General features: G+C 53.3%; 1 protein-coding gene. It reads right to left on the reverse strand.

The genetic code is table 11. The annotated features are described in order from the left end of the window. A partial coding sequence (locus H7U37_RS15175; RefSeq protein WP_204876994.1) for a transposase occupies positions 1-577 on the reverse strand: 577 nt, incomplete at its 3' end. Between the last annotated feature and the right edge of the window lie 14 nt (positions 578-591).

Below are 591 nucleotides of genomic sequence, written 5' to 3' on the forward strand. Positions count from 1 at the left end.
CATCGTCAAAGGGCTTCTTTCCATGGGCCTGGCGGTCTGCGTTTACCTCTTCCATCAGTTCCCTGGCATAGTGCCTGGATGCAGCCGGGATCTGAACCTTCACCTGCTTTTTGGTGTTGGCGTTGGCTTTGATGTGGGTGCCGTCTATAAATACTGCCTTGGGAGAAAGGTACCCCGCCTCCGCCACCTCCTCCAGAATCCAACGGAACACCTGGTCTACCGTCTCCTCGGTAAAACGGTGCCGGAAATTATAGCTTACCGTAGAAAAGTGAGGTGTTTCTTCCTGTAACGTATACCCCAAAAACCAGCGGTAATAAATACTGCCGCTTACTTCCTCTGCTGTCCGCCGCAGGGACGACAATCCGTAGAGATGCTGGATCAATACCATTTTGAACAGCACCACCGGGTCTACACTGGGCCGGCCATTGTCCTCACTGTACAGCGGCTCCACCATTTCGTACAGCCTGCTGAAATCCACTGCTTTGTCTATCTTCCGCAGCAGATGTTCCTCCGGCACCAGGCTGTCTATTCCAACCATCTCGATCACATTGCGGTCCATTTTCCCGCGCTCCAGCATCTCTCTCACCACCT

This window comes from Pseudoflavonifractor phocaeensis, from assembly GCF_016901735.1.
Taxonomy (GTDB): Bacteria; Bacillota; Clostridia; order Oscillospirales; family Oscillospiraceae; genus Pseudoflavonifractor_A.